Source organism: Evansella halocellulosilytica (assembly GCF_002335745.1).
GTDB classification, from domain to species: domain Bacteria; phylum Bacillota; class Bacilli; order Bacillales; family Salisediminibacteriaceae; genus Bacillus_CA; species Bacillus_CA halocellulosilytica.
In genome coordinates, this window is record NZ_NIST01000001.1 from 1,359,450 (window position 1) to 1,385,536 (window position 26,087).

The window sequence follows — 26,087 nt, forward strand, 5'->3', positions numbered from 1 at the left end:
AGATGAAAAAAACGTGGTTATTTTATAATGCAACACTTTATGGTGAAAAAACGACAATCACTAACCCTTTTATAACGGTTGAAAATGGACAAATTATTCGTCTTGGACGTGGTGATGACCTTTCTGAATTGGATTCAGTTGAAGAAGTTTCTTTTTCATCACCTGTCAGGATTGTTCCTGGCTTTATTGATTTGCATATTCATGGTGCAGAAAATGCAGATGTTATGGATGGGAGCAATGAAGCATTGAAGACGATGAAACATGCATTGCCAAAGGAAGGAACGACATCTTTTTTAGCGACTACATTAACTCAGTCTCCTGAGGATAAAATAAAAGCATTACAAGCTTGTCGCAGTGAGATCGACTTTAAAGAAGATGATGGAGCACAAATAATCGGTGTGCATTTGGAAGGACCATTTATTTCGGAAAAAAGGGCAGGAGCCCAGCCATCAGAGCATATACGAAAGCCGGACGTCACATTATTTAAGCAATTCCAAGAGGCTTCTGGAAATCAAATTCGTGTCGTCACTTTAGCACCGGAAGAAGATGAAGATGGGCTTGTTACACACTTGAGAAATACTGGTGTCATTCCGTCAATTGGTCATTCTGATGCGTCTTATAAAGGAGTAGTGGACGGAATTGATGATGGAGTGTGCCACGCGACTCATTTGTTTAATGGGATGCGCGGTGTTCATCATCGTGATCCTGGTGTAGCAGGCGGAGCACTTCTCCACGATGAAATAAAAGTGGAAATGATCGTTGACGGAATTCATATTGCACCGCCAATGGTGAAGTTTGCTTATAATCATAAAGGGGCAGATGGAATTATTCTTATTACCGACTCAATGAGAGCTAAAGGACTTAATGAAGGGACATATAAGCTTGGAGGACAAGACGTATATGTGGATCATGGTCAAGCAAAGCTTGAGGATGGAACGTTAGCTGGAAGCATTTTGAAAATGAATGAAGCAGTGCGAAATATGATTGAATTTACTGGATGTTCATTTGAAGAAGCAGTACAAATGGCTTCGTTAAATCCGGCAAAACAATTGAAAATATCGGATCGGAAAGGGAGTCTTCAAATAGGGAAAGACGCCGATTTTACGATTATGGATGAACAATTTAATGTGCAGCAAACTTATGTTAACGGAAAGAAAGTTTTTGGATAGAGAGGACAGTGTAAGATGATCGTTTTAGAAGTAGAGAATTACCAACAAATGAGTGAAAAAGCAGCAAACATCATGTTTCAGTATGTGGCAGAAGGAAAGAAAGCTGTATTAGGGCTTGCGACAGGAGGGACTCCGGTTAAAACGTATGACCTCCTCGTCTCACGTATTCAAAATGAAAAGACAGATTTGTCACATGTTCATACTGTCAATTTAGATGAATATATCGGATTAGATGAAAAACATCCGCAAAGTTATCACCATTTTATGGAGGAACACTTATTTCAACATGTGCCAATACCGAAAAAGCAAACCCATTTACCAAATGGAAATGCTGAAGATTTGAATGAAGAATGTATCCATTATGAGCAAATCATCGAGTCATTAGGTGGCGTTGATATTCAATTGTTAGGAATCGGAGCGAATGGGCATATTGGGTTTAACGAACCAGGAACTCCATTTGACCAAAAAACACACCTCGTTGATTTAGCTCCATCAACGAGAGAGGCGAATGCTCGCTTTTTTGCAAGCTTAGATGAAGTACCGAAAAAAGCGATTACAATGGGAATTGCTACGATCATGAATAGCAAAAACATTTTGCTGTTAGCTTCAGGTGAATCGAAAGCAGATGCATTAAAGCAGCTTATTGAAGGATCTGTAAGTGAAGCATGCCCTGCAACAGTTTTACAAAAGCATCCGAGTTTAACGATCATTGCAGATGAAGCAGCGTTAAGCAGTTTAAGTGATGAAGCTCGTTCCAAAATAAACCAATCAAATGTATCTTGTTAAAGCATCAAAAGCACCTATTTTAGGTGCTTTACAGGCTGTTGAGAAAGTTTTCTCAACAGCCTTTTTTTTAAAAAGAAAAGTATGATATCTCACGATCTCATCCCTCCCGGCGGACGCTTTCCATGGGGCTTGTCTTCAACTAATTCTGACTCAGCGAAGCATCGTCAGAATGGATTTTCAGACTGCGCTGATCCCATTGGAGTCGCCGCCTTTCGTTCTTCAATCAACCTAGAACATCCATCGTTTCCTATTTAGAAATGATGGTTATTTTTTCATCAATTTTATCTGATTATTCAGGTAAATATAGTATAATATAGATAAAACCACTCGTGAGGTGATCGTGTGTTACGCCCCATTCGTGCAAAACAAGTTGAACTCGAAATGGTCTCTATCGATCAGTTAGTCCCAGACGACCACTTACTAAGAAAAATTGATGCCACAATTGATTTTTCCTTCATATATGACAAAGTAAAACCTTACTACAGTGAAGATAACGGTCGCCCACCAATTGATCCGGTTATGCTTTTTAAAATGATGTTTATTGGATACCTTTACGGTATCCGATCTGAAAGACAGTTAGAAAAAGAAATTGAGACAAATATTGCTTATCGATGGTTTTTAGGATTAAGTCTAACTGATTCGGTTCCTCACCATTCCACCATAAGCTTCAATCGGCATAAACGGTTTAAAGAAACAGACATTTTTCAAGAGATATTTGATGAGACCGTTCTTCTGGCTATGAAGCATCGTATGGTTGGCGGGAGAGCTTTATTTACTGATTCTCCCCACCTTAAAGCCAATGCAAATAAGCGGAAATTCACTAAGAAGACGGTTCAAGTTGAAACACGCGAGTACATAGAAGATCTAAATAAAGCGGTTGAGGAGGATCGAAAAGCACATGGAAAAAAGCCCTTACCGGAAAGAGAAGAGATGGTAAAAGAAAAAGAGATTAAAGTCAGTACGACAGATAAAGAAAGCGGCTATATGTTCAGGGATGGAAAGCCCGAAGGGTTCTTTTATTTAGACCATCGGACAACAGACATGAAATTTAATATTATTACTGATGTTCATTTAACACCAGGAAATATCCATGATTCCCTGCCGTATTTAAATCGACTGGACCGTCAGATAAAGACATTTGGTTTCAATGTGCAAGCTGTCGGATTAGACGCGGGCTACTTAACCATTCCCTTATGTAAAGGGGTAGAAGATCGCCATATTATGGGGGTTATCGCACATCGCCGCTTCAAACCTAAAAAGGGGGATTTGCCAAAGTGGAAATTTACCTATAACAAAGAGACGGATACTTATACATGCCCTAATGGTAGCACCTTATGTTACGCTACAACGAACCGCGAAGGCTATCGTCAATACCATTCAAACCCTGCAGAATGTGTAAACTGTCCCCTGCTTAACCAATGTACGAAAGCAAAAATCATAAAAAAGTTCTCACAAGGCATGTATGGGAAGACAGTAAGGAAAAAGTGAGAGAGCATAGACTTTCCGCAACAGGGAAATTCCTCTATAAAAAAAGAAAAGAAACCATTGAGCGAAGCTTCGCGGATGCCAAACAGCTCCACGGGCTTCGCTACTGCCGGTTACGCAGCTTAAAGGGCGCATCAGAACAAGCGTTGATGACAGCCCGCAGCACAGAACATAAAAAAGATCGCAAACCACCTCTCAGCGAGCTAAGAGGTGGTTTCGGCCATTCTTCACCGTAGGGTGAGCAAATCCTTCTGACGAAAATAATAAAGAGAAACCCGCACTTCTCAAAAAGTGTGGGTTTCTCGACAATCTGAAAAGCACCTATTTTAGGTGCTTTATTTAAGTCTATCATTTATATTCCCGATTACCAACAATATCCATGTGCCAGGCACATGGATATTGTTGGTAAATGAGTGTTGTTTAGGGATAATTTGGTATTGTTGGTGATTGTCTGGAATATATATTACAGAAGTTGATTTTTGTCATCAATTTGTAATATAGCGAAAGGTTATTCAGTTTATTTGTCGAAATGATAGGAGAGGGTGTCGAGTTTCGCGAACAATCTAAGAAAATCGAACATTCCAAGAAAATAGCGAACAAACTAAGGAACCCGAACCTGAAGTTTGCTTGAGGGGGAAGAGGCGATGAAATCATTATTAATTGGAACAATGCTTTTAACGACTATTTCATTTCAAGGCTGTAACGGAAATCAGACACATCCGGACATATCCCTCACTTTAAAGCCATCTTATGTAGGTGAAACCCTTTATTTAACTCCGGTTCTCACGTATGATGGAGAAGGTGAAGCAACAGTCGTTTTCGAAAATGATATAGCTTATATCAACCTAGTGGAAATAGCCGGTGAAGAAGTGTATGAACATGAGGTCGGAGATTTTGAAGTAGATGATCAGGTGTTACTTGAGCAAGGCGACGAAATCGCTGGCCGTACGGTATCATTCGAAGCGGAACCAGGGGAATATGAGATTTATTTAATTGCAGATTTTGAGATGGAGCATATCGGTGACAATATGCAAAGCTTCACACATGAATTGACCCAAACGATTGATGTAAGAGATAAGGAATAAGCTGTTTAGATTAAAGGTGTGTGTAAATATGGAGAAGAAGAAGGTCCTTTTACTAGGAGGGTCTGGATTTCTTGGGATGTCATTTGCGAATTACCTCATAAAAGAAGGGTATGAGCCTGTTATTTTAACACGTTCAGCAAAAGAAAATGACGATAAGATTAAATATGTACAATGGGATGGGAAGACAGTTGATAACTGGGCATCAGAATTAGAAGATGCTGCAGCTGTCGTGAACTTCACAGGGAAAAGTGTCAATTGTATATATACAAAAAAGAACAAAGAAGAAATTATCCAATCCCGTTTAAACTCTGTTAAAGCGATTGATGATGCAATAAAACGTATGACTAAACGGCCACCCGTTGTTATCCAAGCGGGTTCTTTGGCCATTTTCGGTGATACAAAGAAATGGTGCTATGAAGAGAGTCCTCATGGATCCAGTTTTTCAGTTGAGGTCTGTCAAAAATGGGAAGATGCGTTCTTTAAACAAGACATTGAAGGTGTAAGAAAAGTATTATTTCGTATTGGCTTTGCGTTAGGAAAAGGAGGCGGTGCTTTAGAGCCGCTATTAAAGTTAACGAAGGTTGGCCTAGGCGGTACAGTTGGGAATGGTAGGCAATATATTAGCTGGCTACATATCGATGATCTAAATGCAATGCTTCATAAAGCAATCGAAGATGCCTCAATGACAGGTGTTTATAATGCTTCGTCAACTAACCCGGTTACAAACCGCGAGTTTATGAAAGAATTAAGAACTGTTTTACATAAAAGATGGTCACCACCAGCTCCAAAGCTTGCTGTCATACTAGGGGCATATTTATTTATGAGAACAGAACCAAGTCTAGCTTTAACCGGAAGACGTTGTTATCCGAAAAGGCTCGTTGACGAAGGGTTTACATTTCAACATACCGATTTAAATAAAACGCTAAGAGCACTTATATAAAAAAGGGGGAACTGTATTGGAATATTTACCAGTAGTAGCAACGGTTATTTTTGTCGTAGGATTTGCCATTATTTTTCGTTCATTAATGAGAAACTGCTCAAAAGAGGATGTAACCGATCAAACGATCCAAAAGCAGCAAACGAAGCTGTTTATCCGTACAGCGCTTATTGAAGCTATACCGATTCTTTTAATCGTCGTTACATTCATATTTGGTGAAGGGCAAATGAATGAGATTACGGTACCGCTTGCAATTATATTTATTGTTTCGATTGTTGGACTAATTCATATGTTTGGAAGCTTTCGAGAAGCGAAAGAGCGTATTGATAACGACATTTTAAAAAGGCAGCTTCAAACATTATTTTTTCTCTCAGTGCCCTTATTCGGCGCAATTCCGTTTGTTTCAATCGTCTCTTTAATTGTTTTATGAGGAGAGCGGTTATAAAAACTAAGAAAATTCTGTGTTCTTTAAAAATTACCCAAGATTCGACAATATCCCTGTTTGCATCTGCTTTAGCTGTATGATATTATCAAAATGTACTTGAATTCGAAAAACGTTTTCGGCCTCAGAAGTAAGTTCTTTAGGCATGAAATGGTTTTACGGTTCAACAATTTTTATTTCTCTTAAGGAGGCCGTTAACATGACAGGCAAAGTAAAATGGTTTAACTCAGAAAAAGGTTTTGGATTTATCGAGCGTGAAGGTGGAGACGACGTATTCGTACACTTCTCTGCAATCCAAGCTGAAGGTTTCAAAACTTTAGAAGAAGGCCAAGAGGTTGAATTCGAAATCGTTGAAGGCGACCGTGGTCCTCAAGCTGCTAACGTAGTAAAGCTTTAATCGTCCGCGATTTAAACCTAAAACATAAGCCTATTCCTGATTATCAGGGATAGGTTTTTTCACATTTATAAATAGTCACGTATCATCAATGATCAATGATTGAATGAAGAAAAAGGGGATGGACCTTTATGAAGTTGTCGAATTCGTTTAAACAAAATATCGTTGGTGTTTACGGGCGACGAGGAGAAGCTTGGTTAAAAGAACTTCCACTCATTATAAAAAAATTGCAGCAAAAGCACGATATAATTTGGTTGAAAACGTATGAGCTTACATATAACTTTGTTTCACAAGCAATTGATCGAAAGACGAACGAAAAAGTTGTCATTAAAATTGGTGTGCCTGACGACGCTTTTGAACTGGAAAAGAAAGCTGTTCAATTGTTTGATGGGAAAGGGATGGTCCGTTATCTAAAAAGTGACGAACAATATAGTGCATATTTTATGGAGTGTATTGAAGGAGAAAATAAAGCCTCGACAATCAATGTAACACCAGCGTCCAATGCAATGAAACACTTCAAATCAATTGACAAAAATATTGGTCATTTCCCGACTGTGAAGCATTTGTTTGATCGGCTTAAAACGAATGAATTGAAAATAGACCACGGAGATTTATGTTTAGCACAAAATGTAACAAATCACTTATTTAAAACATCAAATGAGAATATTCTTCTACATGGCGATTTGCATGCCGGAAACATTTTAGACAATGGCGACAACTGGATAGCAATCGATCCGAAAGGTGTCGTAGGTGAGCGTAACTTTGAACCTGCACAGTTCTTTTTAAATGTTCCTCTAGAAACATTAAAGAAAGAACACTTTGTAAAAAAATGCTTGTCTTCATTCGAACATGAAAACAACTTGTCACCAGAACGTGTACTTATGTGGGCATACTGTAAGTCAGTTTTATCAGTGAAATGGATGGTGGAAGACAATGATCCAAACTGGGAGCAGGGAAAAAAAGTTGTTAGAATACTTAAAAAACATATGAACAACATAATTTAAACTTATACTACAATTACAAAGAGGCGTCCATCGAATGAAACGCCTCTCCACCTCAAGATCCCCTAGACGTGCATCAACTATTAATAACCGTTTAAGCAGAAAGACCACAACGATTACTAATAAAATAAAACAAGAATAAGTGGGTAAATGGTATATCCTGTAGATATGACTTTCTCTCCCTACTGTCACTTAAGAGGCCTCGTAGTACTATCATATGTCACTTCGAAAGATTAGAATGGACAAGTGATGACGTCAATTGCCTTTTTATTATGAAAATATAGAGTTGTGATTGATCAATCGGTAACTAACAAAAGAATGATCGTATAGTGAAAATTAGATTGTAGTCTGTAATGTTAGGAATCTCAAAGAAACATTTGAGACTTTTTCAATCTGAATATTTATCGTACATGGTATGATATTAACGTATATCAGATTTATTATTCAGAAAGTCGGTGTCGGGGATGAAGAAAGAACAAATATTTATCATCATCGCGATCTTTATCGGAGGGGCACTTGGTACTTTGTTCCGTTATACAATAAATTTACAAACAACTACTTTGATATTTCCTTTAGGAACGTTACTGGAAAATATTGCAGGCAGTCTTTTGCTTGGTATATTAACAGGTTATATTTTTCTTAAGGCAATAAATGTAGTGATAAAAGAAGCAATTGGCGTTGGGTTTTGCGGCGGGTTTACAACAATGTCGACATTAGCTGCTGATTCCGTATTTTTATTTGATGAAGGATCAATTGGTTCAGTCATTTTTTATTTTTGCGGATCGCTCACCTTCGGTCTTCTTGCTGCTTTTGTAGGCTTATTTCTTGGTCGAAAGCTAGCTGAACAGCGTTTGAGAGCAGGTGAAAGTGGATGAATATCTTACTTGTTGCAGCTGGTGGCGGTACAGGTGCTGTTTTGCGATACTTACTTGGCGTATGGTTGAAGGAAAACACGAAACAACGGTCATTTCCGACAGCGATGCTCATCGTCAATGTGGTAGGTTCACTTGGATTAGGAATCTTTTTTAGCATTGTCTATCAAGGGATTCCATATTTAGAGGCGGGCATATACAATGAATGGCCGTTTTTATTAGCCGGATTAGGTTTCTTTGGGGCATTTACAACATTCTCTACTTTCAGTGTTGAGGCAGTTACATTAATCCAAAAGAAAAAGTGGAAGCCTTTATTTATGTATGTGATATTTACCATAATCGGTAGTATCGCTGCATTCCTATTAGGAATACTATTATTTTTGTAAAAACGTAAAGGGGGCTTTCTGCAATGATTCACTAAAAAAACGAGCTAGGATTTGAACTAAACATATCCTAGCTCGTTTTTGCTCGTCTCAAGTAAAATGTGTCGCCAAAAGGCGGAACCTTACGATTTTCTTTATAAAATTTGTCTATATTAGAAAAAGCTTAGATGAACGTTTAATCCTTTTTAGAGTCGTTTTTCTTTTTTTGTGAAGTATCTTCTTTTTTCTTCACATCTGTCTCAAGTTCACCGTTTAATTGTTCTTCAAGGTCTTCACGTAAGTCATCATAGACCTTTTCTTTAAATTCTTCATACACTTCATCTTTAATATCATCATAAACGTCTTCTTTTACTTGTTCATAAACTTCTTCCTTCATATCATCGTATACTTCCTCTTTTACTTGTTCATACACGTCTTCTTTCATGTCATCATAGACATCATCTTTTACTTGCTCATACACATCTTCTTTCATATCATCGTACACTTTTTCTTTCATCGTATCGTACATATCGCCATACACTTCTTCTTTTACTCTTTTCGTTTGCCGGCGTCTGTTACGTTTATGCTCTTTTCTCATGTCTTTACCCATCATTATGAGAAGCGAGAAAACCATGACAACCATGATTATTGCAAATGGGAGAGCGGCGACAATCGAAGCTGTTTGCAGGCCGGTTAATCCACCACTGATTAATAAAACACTTGCAGTACCTGCAATTAAAAATCCCCAAATAACTTTAATACTCAGCTTCGGATTTAGGCTACCATCACTCGTCATCGCACCAAGAACATAGGAAGCGGAGTCTGCCGATGTAATGAAGAATATAATAATTAATAGGACAGCTAGAATGCTCATAATGATCCCGAATATCCCGAATTCACTTAACATAACAAATAACGCAACTTCGACGTCATTGACGACGAGATCTCCGAGCTGTTCATTACCTTGCAAAATCATATCGAGAGTCGTCCCACCGAATGCTGTAAACCAAATGACCGCTAATAACGAAGGGACAATTAAAACCCCTGCTACGAACTCACGTATCGTACGACCACGAGAAATACGAGCGATAAATATTCCCATAAATGGCGCCCATGATATATGCCATGCCCAGAAAAAGATCGTATACATCCCTAACCATTCCCCATCACCAAATGGGTTTAAGTCAAGGCTCATTTGTGTCACATTTGCCAAGTAACCGCCGATCGTAGTGACGATACTTTCAGCTATGAAAAGGGTTGGACCTGCAATAATAATAAAGATTAATAAGATCGCTGCGATCGTTAAGTTTGTGACACTTAAGATGCGTATCCCTTTATTGATACCGGATGCAGCGGAGAAAATAAATAAGAAAGTGACGATCGCAATTATGATAAACTGTGTCGTAGCATTATTAGGAATCGTACCAGTTAAATGAGAGAGACCGCCGGTAATCTGTAATGCACTTAACCCGAACGTTGTCGCAACCCCAGTTGATGTAGCTAATACCGCTAGTGTATCAATTCCTTTTCCAAATGGTCCGCGAACTTTTTCACCTAATAGTGGTTGGAAAGCAGAACTGATTAACGCAGGCTGATCCTTTCGAAATTGGACATAAGCTAATGTTAAAGCGACTAAAGAGAAGATCGCCCAAGGGTGTAAAGCCCAATGAAAAACTGCGTACCTTAACCCAGCATTTGCTTTCACTTCATCGGATTCAAACATGAAATCAGGGTGCGGGTCAAGGTAATATAAAGCGGGCTCAGCAACACCCCAGAAGACGAAACCGACCCCGATTCCAGCTGAAAACAGCATCCCGATCCACGTATAAAACTTATATTCCGGCTGCTCATCAGGTTTCCCGAGCTTCAGGCGTCCAAATGGACTAACAGCAAGAAAAATGACAAAAACAATAAATAGAGCTGTAGCAAGCATATAAAACCAACCGAAATTATCTAATGTAGCTCCTAGGGCACTGTCAGAAATGTTTGCTAATGATTCTGGCCCAATAGCACCCCAAAGGACAAATAAAGCGACGAGCGATGCGGAAATATAAAAGACAATACTCGGTTTTTTCGTTTCGTATTCAAAATTTTTCACAGTGATGTTCATCCGTCTATAGAGGCGGATGTTCCTCCTCTCTACTTATGTATTGAATGATAATTGAGGGAAGTTGACATGATAAATATGTTATATGTAAGAAAAAGTGACTGCATATTTTCGTATGTAAAGCTCCTTCCCTATTGATTTTCCCTCGTCAATGACCAACAATTCCCTTTTCTCTAATCTTTTGAATCTTATTGTCGTTCAAAGCGATAAAATAAAGAAACAAAAATCAATGATAATTTCCTTATTCCTTTTTGTCTATAAGTTGAAACAAATTGTTATAAATAATGGTAAAAACTACTCCTTAGTATGTACTAGAATCATTTAAATATAAAACAAAATTGTCACTGACCAGGTCCGTGACAATTTTGTAAACAAGCAAGTGTAGAAAAAACACAAGGTAGGCTGGTCTCCTTGTGTAAATATGAGTCCTCTTATGCGTCATCTGTAAGAATATCCTCCTCATAAGCTTCAAGTAATGCTTTCTTTTTCACTTCATCTATCAGACTTTGGATGATTGTATCTAATCGAAGACTCGTATTTTCATCGAGTTCTAAATTTGGAGTCGTTTCCTTTTGGCTAATCGCAAATTGTGGCGGAATGACGATACCGTGTAAATTTCTAAATACGATGCGCAAGTGGTTCATCGTATTCGTTCCTGATTTCATTCCACCAGTTGTTGTTGCGAGCGCAATCGGTGTTTGTTTAAACTCTGAAGCTCCGAAGAAATCGAGCAAGTTTTTTAATGATCCAGAAAATGAACCGTGGTATTCTGGCGAACCTACTACAACGCCATCCGCAGCAATCAGTTTCTCTGAAGCTTGCCTAACAGACTTTGGAGGTTCTATATCAGGGTCATATACAGGTGCATTTAATGTGCGGACATCGATAAATTCTGTGTGATAACCGCGACTTTTTATTCTTGTTTCAATTTCTAATAACAGTTTTCTTGTAAATGAATTTTTATTCATACTCCCATTAATAAGTGCAATCGTTTTGTTGCCTGTAACGTTCATTATGATCCCCCTAACTATGTAAATGAATTGAACAGCTTGGTAATAATAGTATTATAGCAAAACTATCCTTTTTTATCGAAATAGCGATATAGGTCGGTAAGATTGTTTATACCGTAAAAAGGAGGATTTTAGCAAAAAATCGAGAATGAAGATAAAGAAGGAGGGACGTTTCGTGGCAACATTTGAGGATTTTATGAAACTAGATATGAGAATCGGTACTGTATTGGAAGCTGAGCCGTTTCCTGAAGCGAAAGTACCGGCAATAAAAATGAAGGTTGATTTTGGAGAAGAGATCGGTGTGAAGCAATCAAGTGCGCAAATTACAAAGAGATATGAGCCAGAGCAATTAATTGGGAAACAAGTAGCTGCAGTCGTTAATTTTCCGCCAATGCGCATTGCGGGCTTTAAATCAGAAGTACTCGTTATGGGTGGCGTGCCTGAAAAAGGGGATGTCATTTTGCTTAATGTAGATGAAGAGGTTCCAAATGGGACAAAGATTTCCTAAAAGGGGACTGACTCATATGTCAGTCCCTCTGCATGATAATTTCAAACAATGTCGTCCCTTTTACTTCGCCACCGATTAAAACTGTTGCCTTGTAAAGTCCAGTAGGTGTTGAAGCTAATTCAGCATTTACTAATTGAAGATTGACATGATTGGATGTGAAATACACGTAAGAACGTCGAGATATTTCTTCCCAATCTTGAGAGTCGTCTTCACGGTATTCTAACTTCACTTCAACATTTTGGTCTCCGACAGGTTCTTTACTATAATAAAGTAATTGGACGTTTGACTCATATTTTTCAAATTCGATATACCCTTCGCTGTTACTCTTAACATCGTTTAATGAGGCAGGAGGGACTTGAGTCGCTTCATAAACATATGCCCCTTCAGGCAATGTATTCGCCAATGAATCGATCCATTGGAAAGGAAGGAATAATAAGGCTGTAAGGATGACTGGTGCAAGAATAGCCCCAAGTAACGATGTACCCACTCCTTTAAAAAGTGGAGCAATCGGTTTTGAGGGGGACTCTTCCTCAGAAGCGAGCCGTGAAATGTGGGAACTATAAAAGGCATTTCCTTTTATCCCGAAAAATACCCCAATGAAAATAATAACGACGATCCGAAAGGTTGTCATTAGGTTAACGTCCATTAATGGAACAACGAGTGACGTCAATCCAATTCCAATAAAAATCAATAGAAAATATGCGATAACCATTCCATACATTTTCCGATACGCGAGCCAAAATGGGCCAAGAAAGAGGGCAGCCCAGTTAATACCAGAAAATTTCTTTGGAGAGGAATGGCTTTTCCACTTTTCTAAATAATAGGCTGAATTAGTTCCAATGAGAGACATTGCTTTATTACAAAATGCTTCATCTTTGTGAATCCGATTTTTAAAATCATGATTGTCCATATAGATAGTCTCCTTCAATATTCATCGATACTATTTTAACATGAACGAATGAAAAGGGGATAAGTCAAGATTATGAACGTTTATTTAACAAAAAGGTTCTTGATTTTTCCATATTCATTCTGTATGATAATTTCAATATATTAGAAAACCCAATGATGAAGAGAGTAGATGTAAAATACCTGAAAGCGACCCGGGGATGGTGAGAGTCTGGGAGGAACCATACATTGAAGCGCACTTCGAAGGGGGCCTTTTGAAAAAAAGTAGAAAGGCATCGTAACTCGGGCGTTAACCGATTAAGTGAATGTTCAAAAGCATTGTTTGAGCATGTAATGAGAGTGGTACCACGGGTGAAGCTCGTCTCTATTGAATTAGAGGCGGGCTTTTTTGAATGATAAGAAAGTATAAAATTTCACTCTCTCGATTGCTGTCTAGACTTCAGGCACGAGCGTTTACTACACGAGCCTCCACACGGATGTGGTGACTTCGGCGTTCCCGAAGGACAAGGGGGTTTTAGCCGAAGATCTTATCTAACGAGTTGTCTCGACGGACAGGACGTCCTAATGCCGGGCATGCCACAGGACGTGGCGTATTGCCCGGTTGACGGACTAGCTTCAAAGTGATACTAGAAGAGGAAGAGACAGCAGTTTTCGGCTCGAGGTCGCTTCGCCTCGCCCTTGCTGAGAACATTTTTAACGAAAAGCTAAGCTTTGTTTAGTTTCAATATAAAAATTAAATGAGGAGGAATTGAAGATGAATTTATCAACGGTTTACGCTAATGCATTACATGAACAGTTGCACGAGTTATTCACACTTGAGGATATCGTTTCACTTATTGAAAGACCGAAAAATAAACAGCATGGTGACTTAGCTTTCCCGTGCTTTCAGCTAGCAAAACAGTACCGTCAGTCACCGTCAGACATCGCAAAACAATTAAGTGGAGCAGTAAAAGGAACATTAATCGACCAGACAGAAGCTATCGGTCCATATGTGAATGTATTTTTTCGAAAAAAAGAAGTGAGCAAAAAGGTTCTGACAAAAGTCATGATTGAAGGAAACGACTACGGTTCTGTAAAAAATGATAAAGGTGTTGTCTCGATTGACTTTTCGTCACCGAATATTGCAAAGCCATTTTCAATGGGACACCTACGCTCAACGGTAATCGGTCAATCACTTGCGCTTCTTGCTCAAAAAAATGGCTATCAACCTGTGAAAATTAACCACCTTGGTGATTGGGGGACACAATTTGGTAAGCTAATGTGCGCATATACAAAGTGGGGAAGTAAAGAAGAAGTAAAATCGAACCCTATTCCGGCTTTAATGAAATTGTATGTGATGTTTCATGAAAAAGCAGCACAAAATCCGAGCTTGAATGATGAAGGTAGAGCATGGTTTAAAAGCCTGGAAGATGGTGAGGCTGAGGCAGTGCAGTTATGGAAATGGTTTAAAGGCGAGTCACTGAAGGAATTTCAAAAAGTATACGATTTACTCGGTGTTCAGTTTGACCGTGTACAAGGGGAAAGCTTTTATAATGACCAGATGAATGAGGTTGTAAAAGAATTAGAAGAGAGCGGATTACTTACTGAATCTGATGGGGCAGAAGTCGTTGAAGTCGGAGAAGATATGCCTCCATGTCTTATAAAGAAAAAAGATGGAACGACGTTATATGCAACAAGAGATTTGGCTGCTGCGATCTATCGAAAAAACACAAATCATTTTCATCATGCGCTATATATTGTCGGTGGTGAACAGGAACTTCATTTTAAACAGCTCTTTCATGTATTAAAAAAGATGGGTTTCGACTGGAGTAGTCATTTATTCCACGTACCTTTTGGACTGATTTTAAAAGATGGCAAGAAGATGTCGACACGAAAAGGACAGATTATTTTACTGGAAGAAGTGCTGCAAGAAGCTGTACAAAAAGCAAAAAGTAATATGGAAGTGAAGAATCCTCACTTAGATGACATTGATCATGTCGCCAAGCAAGTAGGTACTGGAGCAGTTATCTTTCACGATTTAAAAAATGAGCGGTTAAATAGTGTAGAATTTAATCTCGATCAAATGCTCACCTTTGAAGGTGAGACCGGCCCTTACGTTCAATATACACACGCTCGTGCTCAAACTATTTTAGAAAGAAGCGTAGTCGAAGTCGTAAGTACATTTGACGGGCTTAATGATGAGCATTCTTGGGAAGTCATTAAATTACTTAGTGAATTTCCAAAGGAAGTTCAGCGAGCATATGCTGCATTTGAACCTTCCATCATCGCAAAGTACACCATCCGCTTAGCACAAAGCTTCAACTCTTATTATGGTAAAGTGAAAATACTTGATCACGATGATCAGGTTATGAATAGACTAGCGTTAACAAAAAGTGTCACGATTGTTTTGAAAGAAGGACTTCGTGTTCTCGGCGTGCAAGCACCACCAAACATGTAAGCAGAAAAAAATCTCCTTTTCTTCAATAATTTTCGTATTTTCGTGGTGATTTGTAGAAGAATAATCATCAAAGAGGAGGTACGCTTAAATGAAGAAAACACGGATGGTTTGTTCTGCAATCGTAGCATCTCTTTTTATTTTAGGAGGCTGTGGCGGCAATACTGATAATGATGATTTAACTATTGAAAACGAGAGTAATTTTGAAGGGACATCCGTCAGCTTGGACGGAGATGACTATTTTATTGAACAAGATGAAATTAGTACGAATCACATTCATGGCTTAGGTTTTGCAGGTAATGAAAATATCATTTACTTCGCAACGGACCATGGGCTAATTTTATATGATAACGGAAAATGGTTTGGAACCGATCAAGAGCAAAATGATTATTTGGATTTTAGTGCAGTTGAAGGTGGTTTTTATGCGAGTGTACACCAAGACGAAAACAAGAATTTTGATGTGGAGAATCGATTAGGGCTTGTTAAAAGCGTTGATGGCGGTAAAAATGTTGATCATTTGGACTTACTCGATGAAAAGGACTTCCGTGTCGCTGGTACAAGCTACTACACGAATGCTGTTTATGTTTATAACTTTGAGCCTAATAATCGTATGGGAGAAACAGGTCTTTATTATACGTTAGACGATGGAGATACATGGACGAAAAGTGATATGCAAGGTTTACCAGATGTATCAAATGATGAAGGAAATCACCATGACTTTGTTTTATCTGTACACCCTCGTAACGAAAATACTGTAGTAATCGGTACAGATGATGGGTTATTTTTATCTGATGATTATGGTGATCATTTTCGGGAATCGGAACTTGATTTACCAATTACGAGTTTGGCGTTTCATGAAGATGACGTGTTAGCAGCTGTATGGACAGGTGAAATGGAATTAGTTCGTTTAAGGAGTGAAGGCGACACCATTCCAGTTGAATTACCTAGATTAGATGAACAAGATCAGATTCAATATATATCCGTGAACCCGAATGATGATCATGACATTGTATTTACGACGTTCTCAGGAGATAGTTATCATACGTTAGACCATGGAGTCACATGGGTCATGATCATGGAAGACTTTGAGACAGCGAAAGTCCTTCCTTATTAAAAAAATAAATTTTTCAGTCAATAAGAGAAAAGGGCGTTCTAATGATGAGAACCGTCCTTTTTTTCGTTTGTAATCGATCAAATCGGATGACGAAAGTAGTAAATTGAGTGTATTGAAACGAAATCGTTCGGAAAAATTTTTTGAAAAACTTGTAAAGGTATGTACACTGTGTTAGTGTATATATAGATATAAACAGTTGGGTTGCAATATCATTGAAATGATGAGTGTAAGGAGAGGAAGAAGAATGAATTGGCAACATTGTAAACGTCTAATCGCTTTTGAGTTTAAACATACACCTTTATATTATTTTGCGTTAAATTTACTTATTGCTGCACTGTTTGGATGGTTTTATGCACAAGTATTACCAGAGAATTTACTCGAAGATAAACCAACGATGGTTGTCGATTTTTTATTCGTTTTAGCGATGAGCGTTAGTGTATATTTATTACGACCATATTCTTTTTATATTCGAGAAGTTAAAAGTAAATTTTACGTTGCACCGATTCAAATTCTCTTGCGACAAATGCCGATTACGAAAAAGACGATTATTGTAAGTAGGTTTATGACGGCAAGTATGTTTAGCATTACCGCGAGTATTATCTTTCTATCTGTATTTTTCTTCTTTTTACCGACTGATGAAGCGATCACCTTATTTCCAAATGTCATCTCTTTTTCGCTTGTTTGGATATTGCTTGCCTTGGCTAGCTCTGGAGCGGTAGCTGCCTCTGAGCCGGGGGATTATATGACAAAACGGATAATTGTTTTATGGTGGGTTGTTATTTTATATGTTCTTATTGTTGGATTGCTCATGATTCGTTTCATAACAGGTCGCTTTTTAATGGAGTGGATCGTTATTGGATCGGCTGAAATGCCGGTTCTTTTCCCGGTCCTTGTATTACTTTTTAGTATGATTGTCGTTCGACTTTGGGCGATGTACATGAAGTATTATCTTAACAAAACGGCGTATCACGTTTAGAGGAAGAGGGGTGCCGATGCAATTTAAAGACATATTAAAACGGAGAATCCCATTAAATCTCACTATTTTTGCATTAGGCCATTGTATGACTGCAGTACGAGTTACCAATCTCAACAATTTCCCTAGCTTGTTTATTTCTGCTGACCGGGGTGCTTATTTCGTTAGCGGGAACGACGAGAAGGATGGAAAGAGTGGTTTATAATGTCTAGCCTTTTGCCGATAAAAATAAAAGAAAATAGCCGCACACCAATATATGATCAAATTGAATCTCAACTCAAAACGCTTATCGTAAGCGGAGAACTTCCAGCTGGAACTGCCCTGCCGTCGATACGAAAGCTTGCCGCTTCTTTATCATGCAGTGTCATAACGACGAGGAGATCGTATCAAAACTTAGAGCAGCAAGGCTATATAAAAACAGTTCAAGGGAAAGGGACGTTTGTTGCCAAAATCAACATGACTGATCAGGATATTCAAAAAAAGGAGGCAGTAGAAGCAGCATTGTCAGAAGCTGCACGAATCGGAAGAAGTTATCAGTATTCCGATGAGGAACTGTTGACTTGGTTCAGCAACATCTTGAAAGGGGAAGTGAAACGTGATTCATTTTAAAAACGTAGAAAAGAAGATTGACAATGAATTCCAGTTAGGACCATTCAGCTTTCACATTGAACCGGGAACAGTTACTGCTTTAATTGGGAACAACGGAGCTGGTAAAAGTACATTAATTAGATTGTTAACTGGAATGGTGTTACCTGATCACGGATTCATTCACAGGTTTAATGATGGAACTGAGGAAGAAGAAGCATGGAAGGAATACATTGGGTATGTTCCTCAAACGAGTATCGGGTATGAGCGTTTTACGCTGAAGCAGCTAGCAGAACTTCATAATATTGGCTATAAGAACTGGAACGAAGCGGAGTTTGACAGACTTATTAAAAAATTTAATCTTCCATTAAATAAACGGTTTGACAGCCTTTCTGCTGGTATGCAGAAGCAAGGACTTACAATCTTAGCGCTAGCCCGTAAAACAAAGCTATTAATTATGGATGAACCTTTGTCAGGTGTGGATATTGAAAACCAAGTGATGATGAGGGAAGAATGGATTTCCTATTTGGAGGAGGATTCTGAAAGGGCAATCCTCTTTGCGACTCATGTTCCAGAGGAAGTAAAAGAGTTTGCTGATTATATTGTCAGTCTGAATGGTGGAAGACTTACTGGGATTTATGAAAAAGATGAACTTCAACAAAAATTTGGGCGGATATGGGTGAAAGACAGCAAAGCAGAGTTATATCATCTGCCAGGGGTTTTTGAGGTTATAAGTGATGGAAAGGTGTGTGAAATCGCAACGAAAGACTTGAAGAAGACAGAAGAAGCGTTAGAAGTAGCAAACATTGAGATTGTGATGCAAAACAGCTTTAGTTTTTCAGAAATATTACGCTTTCTACTGCAAGAATTGAGAGGAGAGGAATAACCGTGACTCTAGTCATTGAAGGTTTAAAAAAGAAATTTGCTCACCATCACGCTGTTGATGGGATATCATTATCGGTAGAAAAAGGTGAAATGTTTGGCATGCTCGGTGCTAACGGAGCAGGAAAAACAACTTCTTTTCGGATGATCCTCGGTTTATTAGATCCAACAGAAGGGTCGGTTACGTGGAATGGAGAGAGGATTACTTATAAACGGACACATTTAGTCGGATATTTACCAGAAGAAAGAGGGTTATTTCCTAAGCTGACAGTGAAAGAACAACTAATCTATTTAATGAAGCTTAAAGGGATGAAAAATCAGAATATTATTAGTGAAATGCGTAATTGGCTGGACCGTTTTCAAATTAACGAGTACGAAAATAAAAAAATCGAAGAACTGTCTAAAGGGAATCAGCAAAAAATACAATTTATGGCTGCAGTGCTGCATAAACCAGAGCTATTAATTCTTGATGAGCCTTTCAGTGGACTTGATCCAGTAAATTCCGAAATGCTGAAAAGTGCCGTATTAGATTTACAAAAGATGGGGACGGCTATTGTTTTTTCCAGTCATCAGATGAAAAACGTTGAAGAGATGTGTGAGGATCTCATTATGCTAAAACAGGGGAAGGCTGTCCTCCAAGGGAATTTAAGAGAGATTAAGAGGTCTTACCGTATGAAGAGCATAAGCATTAAATCAGATTACGAAGTGGATTTCCTTCAGTCTATAAAAGGTGTTATCCACATGGATAAAACGAAGGATGGCGCAGTTTTAAAAGTTGAAAATGAAGCAGTTGCAGAAGAGATATTTAAGAAAATTACTGAAAGCGGCTTTGTCCGTAAATTTGAAGTTGAAGAGCCATCACTACACGATATTTTTATAGATAAGGTTGGTGGAAATAAAGATGAATAATTTTTGGACGACAGTCAACCATACAGCTAGCAGAAGACTTAAATCTAAAACGTTTGTAGTGACGAATATTCTCATTGCTATACTCATTATCGGCTTATTAAACATTAACAGTATTCTAGATAATTTCTCGAGTGATGGGGAGACTGAAGCACCGTCTGTTGCGGTCATTGACGATACAATTTATGACGGGATGTTAGGCACGATGCTAGAATCCTATGAAGATGGGGAGTACGAATATCTCCATTATACGGATGGCGATGTGGATCATGCAATAGAAGAGGCATCTAACAATGAATTTGCCTATGTCCTTCATTTAAGCGGAAGTACAGCAGACCTTGAAGCAGAATTTTATGGAGAAGGTACTGACTACCGAGTAGGAGTTGATGTGAACCAAGATGTTCAACGACTAAAGGAAACATTCGTTACAACGGAGCTCGACTTAGATGAAGAACAGTTAGCAATGATTTTTAATCCGGTAACATTCACTGAACTGCCTTTACACGAAAATGGGGATGTACAGACAGAACAGTCTCATATGCAAGCATATTGGATGGTTTATGGTCTCGTATTTGCGATCTACCTTATCGTGATTATGTTAGGTACGATGATTGCCACAGAAGTCGCGACAGAGAAATCATCGAGAGTGATGGAGCTGATTGTGTCAAGTGTGAATCCAGTCATTCAAATGGTTGGGAAACTGACTGGAATTGGAATAGTCGGTCTAGTGAATATCGGGATTATCGTTGGAGCTGCTCTCATTGGTTCATACGTTAGCGGGGAAAACTTTATTGACATGATCTTTACTGAAGTTATAGACATTTCATTAATTGTATATGCATTGTTGTTAATTATTCTCGGGTACTTAGTTTATGGAGGTATCGCAGCGATGTTAGGGGCTCTCGTCAGCAGAGCAGAGGAAGTGAACCAAGCGATACAGCCTTTAATATATATTGCAATGATCGCTCTGTTTATTTCGATGTACGGGCTTAATGTTCCAGATGCTCCGATGATTCATGTGTTATCTTACGTTCCTTTCTTCACACCGCAGTTATTATTCCTTCGAATAGGGATGGGAACTGTACCTGGATGGGAAGTGGCATTAATTATCGGGATCCTGATCATTAACGCTATTCTCATCAATATTATAGCTGCTCGTATATACAAAGGCGGCGTGCTTATGTACGGGAAGTTTTCCTTTAAGAACGGGTTAAAGCAAGCCTTCTTACTTTCGAAAAAAGAAAACTAAGACCATAGCTGAATAACCACCTTAACTCTCCCGGCTAAACAACTATAGCCGAGGGAGTTTTTTTAAGATTTTTTTATGGAATGTAGATGTTTTCGTTTTTCATATGGTGTTCATATTGAGGACTCTTCGATGGACTTTCATGAAATGGTGGATAAGTAATAAAAATAAGTGTAACGGACATGAGGTAAAGAACAGTAACGGCGTTTGAGAAAATAATCTTTGCTTTTGTCATCTCGTGATTCTTATCCCAAAAGTATACGACCCACCAGCTGGAGAATGATGTTAACAAGAGAAAGAATAACAATAGTATTCTGATCTCTTGCGGAAGCAGCATTTCTGCGGTCATTGCGCCCATTAATCCTGCCATTGCTCCAGAAAAAATCCCTTCAATGAGCCCTAAGCTTCCTTGTGGAGCACCAATAACCATCCCAGCAAAGACAGATACGATCGTTGCGACTGTTACTGTAATGAAAAAATTCCCATGAAATACACCACCAACATATAACCCGATCGTAAACCCAAAAAGCATCGAACCTCCCATTGAGATCATCATTTTTTCCATTTTTGTTCGTGTATTCCCCGAGCGCCTGACGGCATATATGTACAGTACAAGCGGGACGAGGAAAAGCATGATATAAACCTTCACTGATGATCCCCTCCATGGAAGAATACGAGCTATTCCAATATGTATGACAAGCACATCGTAAATATGTTTGCATATACATTCAAATATACATTTGAATAAAACGTGTACTTCATTTATAATCAAATTATGGTTTGAATGTTAGGAGTGAATAGAATTGAAACAAGATATATGTGATATTTACTGTTACGACGAGGAAAAAGTAACTCGTACAAAAGCGGCGATAAATGACGATGAAGTAAAAAGTGTCAGCGGTATTTTTAAAGTTTTAGGCGATCCGACTCGGCTTAGTATTGCTTACGCCTTAATGAAGGAAGAGGAGCTATGTGTGTGTGACGTTGCGAATATTATCGATTCATCGATTGCAACAGCGTCTCACCATCTGAGAACGATGAAAAAACAAGGTTTGGCTAAATATCGAAAAGAAGGGAAACTTGCGTTTTACAGTCTTGATGATGAACATGTAGAGTCACTCATCCATCTTGCTTTTGAGCACCACCGAGAGGAGAAGTAATATGAACAAAAAAGAGACATATATCGTTCAAGGATTTACTTGTGCAAACTGTGCCTCTCAGTTTGAGAGAAATGTCAATGAACTGCATAACGTCGAACATGCTAAAGTACATTTTTCTTCAGGAAAAATTGATGTAGAAGGGTCAGCTACGATTGAGCAATTGGAAAAAGCGGGTGCTTTTGAAGGGTTAAAAATTCGCAAAGAAGCGGAAGGGGTACCGGAGAGTCGACCATTTTGGAAATCAAAACGAAACATACCGGTAATGATTTCAGCTATACTTGTCATAATTGGCTGGGTTCTCCTTTTTAATATAGGGGAAGGGCATCCATTTACAGTCATCATTTTCCTATCTGCAATGGTCATTGGTGGATACCAGCTTTTTATACAAGGAGTAAAGAATTTAGTCCGGCTTCAATTTGATATGAAAACGCTCATGACGATTGCGATTATTGGTGCTGTCCTTATTGGAGAATTAGGAGAAGGAGCACTCGTTGTTATATTGTTTGCAATAAGTGAGGCTTTGGAAAGGTATTCGATGGACCAAGCTCGTCGTTCAATCCGGTCATTAATGACGAAAGTACCGAAAGAAGCGATCGTACTCGGCAATGATGAGGAACAGAAAAAGCCAATCGCTGAAGTACAAATTGGGGAGCATTTGATCATTCGTCCAGGTGAAAAAATTCCGCTAGACGGAAAAGTAGTGAAAGGTACTTCAGCAGTGAATGAAGCTCCAATTACAGGTGAGAGTATCCCCATTACAAAACTAAAAGATGATCACGTATATGCAGGGACATTAAATGAAGAAGGTGTCCTTGAAGTGGTTGTAATGAAACTTGCGAATGACTCAACATTAGCTAAAATTATTCACTTAGTTGAAGATGCCCAAGAAGAAAGGGCACCAGCACAACAGTTTGTCGATCGTTTTGCGAAGTATTATACGCCTGCAATTATCTTACTTGCTTTCTTAGTTATGACGGTTCCCCCATTATTTTTTGCAGCAGCTTGGAGTGAATGGGTGTATTTAGGATTAGCGACACTCGTTGTCGGCTGTCCATGTGCCCTCGTCATTTCAACTCCGGTTGCAATCGTCACGGCAATAGGAAATAGCGCAAAAAACGGTGTACTCATAAAAGGTGGCATGTATCTTGAACAGATGGGATCTGTGAATGCAATTGCTTTTGATAAAACGGGGACATTAACAAGAGGGATGCCTGAAGTAACAGATGTTATACCGACAGAATCGATGAGTAAAGAAGAGCTTCTGCGTTATGGATTGGCTGTTGAGAGATATTCGACACATCCGATAGCCGAAGCAATCGTAAGAAAAACAAATCAAGAAGGAACAACTCTTCTTAATTGGCAAGTTGAAAGATCAGAAGCTTATACAGGTAAAGGAATGGCAGTCGAGATAAATGGAGCATTCGTTTATATCGGGAGCCCAAATTTTGTGGAGGAATCATACCCTGATCTTTTGAATGGATATTGGCTCGATAAGATTGATGAGCTACAAAAGCAAGGTAAAACGGTTGTTCTAGCAGGAAGTGAAGAGAAATTATTCGGGGTATTTGCTCTTCGCGACGAAGTCCGGAAAGGAACAGACGGTGTTTTACAAAAACTTCGTCATTACGGGGTGAAGGAGATCGCGATGCTGACGGGTGATCAAACTTACACTGCTCAAGCAATTGGGGAAAAAGCAGGTGTTACGACGGTTCATTCAGAGCTATTACCAGAACAAAAAGTTAATGTGATTATGACTTTAAAAAAACAAGGGTTCACGCCGGCGATGGTCGGAGACGGAATTAATGATGCACCTGCTCTCGCTGCTTCTGATGTTGGTGTAGCTATGGGGACAGTCGGAACAGATGTCGCCCTAGAAACTGCTGATATCGCCTTGATGGGTGATAGACTTGAGAAGCTTCCTTATTTAATGGGACTAAGTAAAAAGACAATGGCAGTCATTAAACAGAACATCACATTTTCACTTGCTCTAAAAGCTTTTGCCCTGCTGCTCGTCCCTTTAGGCATGTTAACATTATGGATTGCGATTTTTGCTGATATTGGTGCAACGCTATTAGTTACGTTAAACAGTATGAGATTAATGAAAATGAAAGATCAATTTGAACAAAAACATTAGCGACGCATTCCCCTTCAAAATCTATTGATTTAGTGGGGCATCCAAAAATCCATTTCTGAAAAGAAGTGGTTGGCTCTTCAGGCAAAAGTTCCTGAGTTGTCAAAAAGGACAAATACGACTTTGTCTTCATTAATTAGCCTTAATCTGGCGCAGTAGTTCCTGAAAGGAATTACACTGCGAGATGTGAGCTGTATGTAAGATAAGGGATGCTCCATCAAAATCTTCGATTTAGTTGGAGAGGTTCACGAGTAGAACATAAAAAGTACCGGGTGTCCCCAGTCCAAGCTACGTTAAACAAAAATTGTTCATGCGTATTTTAAAAACTGGAGGTACCCGACACTTATTTTTAACGCTTACTCATATAGTTCATAATCTTCTGGTGATTTCGCTTCAATAGGTTCTGATACATCCATATGACCTAAGAAGCTATCTGGAGTTTCTTCATCGATTAAGATCATCGTTTGTTCGTAACCGAATTGTGCCATAATCATCGCAACTTGCTCGGTTAACATTAATTCCCCTGACGAACCTAAGTTTGCATCATGGATTTCATTGCTGAATGAAACATGTGCAGTGTCTCCTTCAAATGAAACAGATTGTACTTGAACATTTTCAGGTAATAAACTAATAAGCTCATCTTCTGTTGGACCTGCAACCCATAAATCCATTGCTTCTTTCGCGCCGGCTTCATCATCCGTAACGGAATGATCGGTTTCAACACGGAACGTATTCATTAATTGATCATCTGCAAAGTATAGTGAAACGTTTTGAATCAATGCTACATCCTCTTCAGTTGCTTCTTCTTCAGTCGCTTCATCTTCTTCGGCAGCTTCGTCCTCAGTGCCTTCTTCTTCTGCTAGCTCTTCATCGTCTTCTACAGCTTCTTCATCAGACTCTTCTTCGAGATCTGTTCCAGTCGCATCATCTGGGTCTTGATCATCTATGTCTTCACTTTGACCACATGCAGCTAATACGAGAATAAAACTTAAGCTTAATAATAACCATTTCAACTTTTTCATCGGTAATCGTCCCTTTCCTACTGTAAGTCATTCACTAAGTTTGTCGTTAAAAAAATAAAGATGTTACAAATATATCACGAAATTTTTCCAGGTGGTGCAAAATTTTAGAAATTATGTCGAAAGCCTTACTACTATTATATAAACGACCTTACATATTATAAACTGATTTGTATCCTACACCGTATAAAGGCTGGAATCTTTTCATTTTCACTGTATTACCTAAATCCGTGATAACAGGTGTTAATATGCCATCCATCTACTCGTCCGCGAGCAGAAAGCGTCCGCCAGTTACGGATTCGAGTATTTACTCCACCAGGTTAAATCGAAAGATTTTTAGGATTCATACAAAGAATAAATTAATTCATCACGGATTCAGGTATAAAATGAGATATAATGGTTCATGTTAAAAATTTTTTCTAATTGAATGAATTTCATAAACCTCAACCCTTGTGGGCTAAGGGTTTCAAAGCATGAAATTAACTAACTTGAGACTTGATCAAAAACAATCTTCATTGAATTCAGTAGCAGCATAATGACGACGTTTTGTTCAAAGTAGTGTTGATTGAAACG

The 26,087-nt window shown here is 38.7% G+C and carries 25 protein-coding genes, 1 pseudogene and 1 other annotated feature; of the genes and pseudogenes, 21 read left to right on the plus strand and 5 right to left on the minus strand.

Annotated elements, in window-relative coordinates:
- The first annotated feature begins 2 nt into the window (after positions 1-2).
- The 10 genes and pseudogenes from nagA to crcB all read left to right on the plus strand — a co-directional run bounded on the left by nagA (position 3) and on the right by crcB (position 8,557).
- A complete protein-coding gene (gene nagA, locus CD001_RS06580) occupies positions 3-1,169 on the plus strand; it encodes an N-acetylglucosamine-6-phosphate deacetylase (RefSeq protein ID WP_096186755.1) in 1,167 nt (388 codons plus the stop codon).
- 15 nt (positions 1,170-1,184) lie between these two features.
- Entirely contained in the window at positions 1,185-1,955 is a 771-nt protein-coding gene (gene nagB, locus CD001_RS06585; RefSeq protein ID WP_096186756.1) for a glucosamine-6-phosphate deaminase, read from the plus strand.
- A gap of 342 nt (positions 1,956-2,297) precedes the next feature.
- A pseudogene (locus CD001_RS06590) lies at positions 2,298-3,647 on the plus strand (IS1182 family transposase).
- A 437-nt stretch (positions 3,648-4,084) separates the two neighbouring features.
- Positions 4,085-4,525, plus strand: coding sequence for a hypothetical protein (locus CD001_RS06595; RefSeq protein ID WP_096186757.1), 441 nt, complete (start codon positions 4,085-4,087; stop codon positions 4,523-4,525).
- Between the two features lie 28 nt (positions 4,526-4,553).
- Entirely contained in the window at positions 4,554-5,465 is a 912-nt protein-coding gene (locus tag CD001_RS06600) for a TIGR01777 family oxidoreductase (protein WP_096186758.1), read from the plus strand.
- 16 nt (positions 5,466-5,481) lie between these two features.
- Complete coding sequence (locus CD001_RS06605) at positions 5,482-5,892, plus strand: hypothetical protein (RefSeq protein ID WP_096186759.1); 411 nt, start codon at positions 5,482-5,484, stop codon at positions 5,890-5,892.
- Positions 5,893-6,103: 211 nt separating this feature from the next.
- Positions 6,104-6,301, plus strand: coding sequence for a cold-shock protein CspD (cspD, locus tag CD001_RS06610; RefSeq protein WP_096186760.1), 198 nt, complete (start codon positions 6,104-6,106; stop codon positions 6,299-6,301).
- Between the two features lie 128 nt (positions 6,302-6,429).
- Entirely contained in the window at positions 6,430-7,302 is an 873-nt protein-coding gene (locus tag CD001_RS06615) for an aminoglycoside phosphotransferase family protein (protein WP_096186761.1), read from the plus strand.
- A 461-nt stretch (positions 7,303-7,763) separates the two neighbouring features.
- A complete protein-coding gene (locus CD001_RS06620; RefSeq protein ID WP_096186762.1) occupies positions 7,764-8,174 on the plus strand; it encodes a fluoride efflux transporter FluC in 411 nt (136 codons plus the stop codon).
- On the plus strand, positions 8,171-8,557 hold the full coding sequence (gene crcB, locus CD001_RS06625) for a fluoride efflux transporter CrcB (protein ID WP_096186763.1): 387 nt from the start codon (positions 8,171-8,173) through the stop codon (positions 8,555-8,557). The genes CD001_RS06620 and crcB overlap by 4 nt, the downstream gene beginning before the upstream one ends.
- A 172-nt stretch (positions 8,558-8,729) precedes the next feature.
- Here the strand turns inward: crcB and CD001_RS06630 are convergent, their stop codons facing one another.
- On the minus strand, positions 8,730-10,643 hold the full coding sequence (locus CD001_RS06630) for a BCCT family transporter (protein ID WP_096186764.1): 1,914 nt from the start codon (positions 10,641-10,643) through the stop codon (positions 8,730-8,732).
- A 428-nt stretch (positions 10,644-11,071) separates the two neighbouring features.
- Positions 11,072-11,653, minus strand: coding sequence for an NADPH-dependent FMN reductase (locus CD001_RS06635; RefSeq protein WP_096186765.1), 582 nt, complete (start codon positions 11,651-11,653; stop codon positions 11,072-11,074).
- A gap of 172 nt (positions 11,654-11,825) precedes the next feature.
- Here CD001_RS06635 and csaA point away from each other — a divergent pair, with 172 nt between their 5' ends.
- Positions 11,826-12,158, plus strand: coding sequence for a chaperone CsaA (gene csaA, locus CD001_RS06640; protein WP_096186766.1), 333 nt, complete (start codon positions 11,826-11,828; stop codon positions 12,156-12,158).
- A gap of 19 nt (positions 12,159-12,177) precedes the next feature.
- On the opposite strand, the gene CD001_RS06645 is transcribed toward csaA, so the two are convergent.
- Positions 12,178-13,068, minus strand: coding sequence for a DUF2628 domain-containing protein (locus tag CD001_RS06645; protein ID WP_096186767.1), 891 nt, complete (start codon positions 13,066-13,068; stop codon positions 12,178-12,180).
- Between the two features lie 143 nt (positions 13,069-13,211).
- Positions 13,212-13,433, plus strand: a binding site (T-box leader).
- A 385-nt stretch (positions 13,434-13,818) separates the two neighbouring features.
- On the opposite strand from CD001_RS06645, the gene argS reads away from it, so the two are divergent.
- The 8 genes from argS (at position 13,819) to CD001_RS06685 (ending at position 21,207) form a co-directional block, all read left to right on the plus strand.
- Positions 13,819-15,501: an arginine--tRNA ligase gene (gene argS, locus CD001_RS06650; RefSeq protein WP_096186768.1), complete on the plus strand. Its 1,683-nt coding sequence runs from the start codon at positions 13,819-13,821 to the stop codon at positions 15,499-15,501.
- An 88-nt stretch (positions 15,502-15,589) separates the two neighbouring features.
- Positions 15,590-16,612, plus strand: a complete 1,023-nt coding sequence (locus CD001_RS06655) for a F510_1955 family glycosylhydrolase (RefSeq protein ID WP_096186769.1) — start codon at positions 15,590-15,592, stop codon at positions 16,610-16,612.
- Between the two features lie 244 nt (positions 16,613-16,856).
- Positions 16,857-17,588, plus strand: a complete 732-nt coding sequence (locus CD001_RS06660) for a hypothetical protein (RefSeq protein ID WP_096186770.1) — start codon at positions 16,857-16,859, stop codon at positions 17,586-17,588.
- 16 nt (positions 17,589-17,604) lie between these two features.
- Positions 17,605-17,790: a hypothetical protein gene (locus CD001_RS06665; RefSeq protein ID WP_096186771.1), complete on the plus strand. Its 186-nt coding sequence runs from the start codon at positions 17,605-17,607 to the stop codon at positions 17,788-17,790.
- Positions 17,790-18,194: a GntR family transcriptional regulator gene (locus CD001_RS06670; protein WP_096186772.1), complete on the plus strand. Its 405-nt coding sequence runs from the start codon at positions 17,790-17,792 to the stop codon at positions 18,192-18,194. Before CD001_RS06665 ends, CD001_RS06670 begins: the two co-directional genes overlap by 1 nt.
- Entirely contained in the window at positions 18,181-19,056 is an 876-nt protein-coding gene (locus CD001_RS06675; protein ID WP_096186773.1) for an ATP-binding cassette domain-containing protein, read from the plus strand. Before CD001_RS06670 ends, CD001_RS06675 begins: the two co-directional genes overlap by 14 nt.
- A gap of 2 nt (positions 19,057-19,058) precedes the next feature.
- Positions 19,059-19,961, plus strand: a complete 903-nt coding sequence (locus CD001_RS06680; RefSeq protein ID WP_096186774.1) for an ABC transporter ATP-binding protein — start codon at positions 19,059-19,061, stop codon at positions 19,959-19,961.
- On the plus strand, positions 19,954-21,207 hold the full coding sequence (locus CD001_RS06685) for an ABC transporter permease (protein ID WP_096186775.1): 1,254 nt from the start codon (positions 19,954-19,956) through the stop codon (positions 21,205-21,207). Before CD001_RS06680 ends, CD001_RS06685 begins: the two co-directional genes overlap by 8 nt.
- A 73-nt stretch (positions 21,208-21,280) precedes the next feature.
- On the opposite strand, the gene CD001_RS06690 is transcribed toward CD001_RS06685, so the two are convergent.
- Positions 21,281-21,853, minus strand: coding sequence for a hypothetical protein (locus CD001_RS06690; protein ID WP_096186776.1), 573 nt, complete (start codon positions 21,851-21,853; stop codon positions 21,281-21,283).
- 154 nt (positions 21,854-22,007) lie between these two features.
- Here CD001_RS06690 and CD001_RS06695 point away from each other — a divergent pair, with 154 nt between their 5' ends.
- Both CD001_RS06695 and CD001_RS06700 read left to right on the plus strand, forming a co-directional pair.
- Complete coding sequence (locus CD001_RS06695; protein ID WP_096186777.1) at positions 22,008-22,364, plus strand: ArsR/SmtB family transcription factor; 357 nt, start codon at positions 22,008-22,010, stop codon at positions 22,362-22,364.
- Position 22,365: 1 nt separating this feature from the next.
- Positions 22,366-24,498 (plus strand): heavy metal translocating P-type ATPase, encoded by a 2,133-nt coding sequence (locus CD001_RS06700; protein WP_096186778.1) that lies wholly within the window; start codon positions 22,366-22,368, stop codon positions 24,496-24,498.
- A 353-nt stretch (positions 24,499-24,851) separates the two neighbouring features.
- Here the strand turns inward: CD001_RS06700 and CD001_RS06705 are convergent, their stop codons facing one another.
- Complete coding sequence (locus CD001_RS06705; RefSeq protein ID WP_096186779.1) at positions 24,852-25,517, minus strand: GerMN domain-containing protein; 666 nt, start codon at positions 25,515-25,517, stop codon at positions 24,852-24,854.
- Positions 25,518-26,087: the final 570 nt, after the last annotated feature.

What these genes read in the sequence shown, in the direction of transcription:
- nagA (WP_096186755.1), top strand. Translation starts at nt 3, where the DNA reads ATGAAAAAAACGTGGTTATTTTATAATGCAACACTTTATGGTGAAAAA.
- nagB (WP_096186756.1), top strand. Translation starts at nt 1,185, where the DNA reads ATGATCGTTTTAGAAGTAGAGAATTACCAACAAATGAGTGAAAAAGCA.
- CD001_RS06595 (WP_096186757.1), top strand. Translation starts at nt 4,085, where the DNA reads ATGAAATCATTATTAATTGGAACAATGCTTTTAACGACTATTTCATTT.
- CD001_RS06600 (WP_096186758.1), top strand. Translation starts at nt 4,554, where the DNA reads ATGGAGAAGAAGAAGGTCCTTTTACTAGGAGGGTCTGGATTTCTTGGG.
- cspD (WP_096186760.1), top strand. Translation starts at nt 6,104, where the DNA reads ATGACAGGCAAAGTAAAATGGTTTAACTCAGAAAAAGGTTTTGGATTT.
- CD001_RS06615 (WP_096186761.1), top strand. Translation starts at nt 6,430, where the DNA reads ATGAAGTTGTCGAATTCGTTTAAACAAAATATCGTTGGTGTTTACGGG.
- CD001_RS06620 (WP_096186762.1), top strand. Translation starts at nt 7,764, where the DNA reads ATGAAGAAAGAACAAATATTTATCATCATCGCGATCTTTATCGGAGGG.
- crcB (WP_096186763.1), top strand. Translation starts at nt 8,171, where the DNA reads ATGAATATCTTACTTGTTGCAGCTGGTGGCGGTACAGGTGCTGTTTTG.
- CD001_RS06630 (WP_096186764.1), bottom strand. Translation starts at nt 10,643, where the DNA reads ATGAACATCACTGTGAAAAATTTTGAATACGAAACGAAAAAACCGAGT.
- CD001_RS06635 (WP_096186765.1), bottom strand. Translation starts at nt 11,653, where the DNA reads ATGAACGTTACAGGCAACAAAACGATTGCACTTATTAATGGGAGTATG.
- CD001_RS06645 (WP_096186767.1), bottom strand. Translation starts at nt 13,068, where the DNA reads ATGGACAATCATGATTTTAAAAATCGGATTCACAAAGATGAAGCATTT.
- argS (WP_096186768.1), top strand. Translation starts at nt 13,819, where the DNA reads ATGAATTTATCAACGGTTTACGCTAATGCATTACATGAACAGTTGCAC.
- CD001_RS06655 (WP_096186769.1), top strand. Translation starts at nt 15,590, where the DNA reads ATGAAGAAAACACGGATGGTTTGTTCTGCAATCGTAGCATCTCTTTTT.
- CD001_RS06660 (WP_096186770.1), top strand. Translation starts at nt 16,857, where the DNA reads ATGAATTGGCAACATTGTAAACGTCTAATCGCTTTTGAGTTTAAACAT.
- CD001_RS06665 (WP_096186771.1), top strand. Translation starts at nt 17,605, where the DNA reads ATGCAATTTAAAGACATATTAAAACGGAGAATCCCATTAAATCTCACT.
- CD001_RS06670 (WP_096186772.1), top strand. Translation starts at nt 17,790, where the DNA reads ATGTCTAGCCTTTTGCCGATAAAAATAAAAGAAAATAGCCGCACACCA.
- CD001_RS06685 (WP_096186775.1), top strand. Translation starts at nt 19,954, where the DNA reads ATGAATAATTTTTGGACGACAGTCAACCATACAGCTAGCAGAAGACTT.
- CD001_RS06700 (WP_096186778.1), top strand. Translation starts at nt 22,366, where the DNA reads ATGAACAAAAAAGAGACATATATCGTTCAAGGATTTACTTGTGCAAAC.
- CD001_RS06705 (WP_096186779.1), bottom strand. Translation starts at nt 25,517, where the DNA reads ATGAAAAAGTTGAAATGGTTATTATTAAGCTTAAGTTTTATTCTCGTA.